General features: G+C 66.0%; 1 protein-coding gene and 1 pseudogene. Both read left to right on the forward strand.

Annotated features, from left to right (window positions below; translation table 11 throughout):
• Positions 1-859 (forward strand): cytochrome c oxidase subunit 3 (locus PGX04_RS14785; protein WP_273739207.1); only part of this gene is annotated, 859 nt, incomplete at its 5' end.
• A gap of 103 nt (positions 860-962) precedes the next feature.
• Positions 963-1,107 (forward strand): annotated as a pseudogene (locus tag PGX04_RS14790) (Nif3-like dinuclear metal center hexameric protein); the annotation flags it as partial.

Here is a 1,107-nt window from a genome sequence, read left to right on the forward strand (position 1 = left end):
CGCCCACGAGCGCACCGGGGAGGCCGAGTCGCTCGAGGCCGATCACGAGGATCACGCGAGCATCTGGCCGTTCGGCATCGGGGTCGGCATGTTCGTCACGTTCCTCGGGCTGTCGGGACTGACGCCCTACGTCGCCGACTTCGCGACCGCGCGCGGCGCGGAACTCGCCGGGAACACCGCCGGATCGGAGAACGTTCTCTATCCCGCGCTCTCGCTCGTCGGCGTCGGCATCCTGGGGGTCGCGCTGTTCCAGTACGGTCGCGAGGAATTCAACGCACCCGAGATGGCCATCGCCGAACGGTGGCCGTTCGAGGGAGTCGGCACGACGAAGACCGGCGTCTGGTTCTTCCTGGCCTCGGACGTCGTCGTCTTCGGTGCCGTCATCGGGGCGTACGTGTTTATGCGGATCCACGGCGGCTGGGGCACCTTCGAGACCGTGCCACCCTCGGCGACCATCGGGCTGATCAACACCTACGTCCTGCTCACCTCGAGTTTCACGGTCGTCATCGCGCTGGTGATGGCCGAACGCGGGAACAAGCGCGGGCTGCTGGCGTCGATGGGGGTCACGCTGCTACTCGGACTCACGTTCCTCGCCATCAAGAGCTACGAGTGGGGTCAGGAGTTCGCTCACGGCATCTACTGGTTCACCGAACTCCAGTACTCGATGTACTTCGTGACGACCGGCCTCCACGCGCTGCACGTCATCCTCGGCCTGCTCATCGCGGGCTTCATGATCTACCGGATCGTGAGCGTCGATGCCTACCTCGAGGACGATCGGCCGGTCGAGTACTTCGGGCTCTACTGGCACTTCGTCGACATCGTCTGGGTGATTCTCTTCCCGCTGTTCTACCTGATGTAGCGCGGTCGGTCGCCGCTTTTTCCGCACGCGTCGGTCGCCCGAACCGTCCCGCTCCCGCTGGGAATCAGCCGGATACAAGGAGCCCGCCGCCGAACGGCGGATCATGCAACTCTCGAGCGTCGCCGAACGACTCGACGCGGAACTGGGAACCGCCGACTACGCCGACGTCGACGCCAGCGCGAACGGCCTGCAGATCGGCCCCGAGGAGGCCGAGATCGAGCGCGTCGCGTTCGCCGTCGACGGCGTCC

The sequence above is a fragment of the Natrinema soli genome (genome assembly GCF_028618695.1).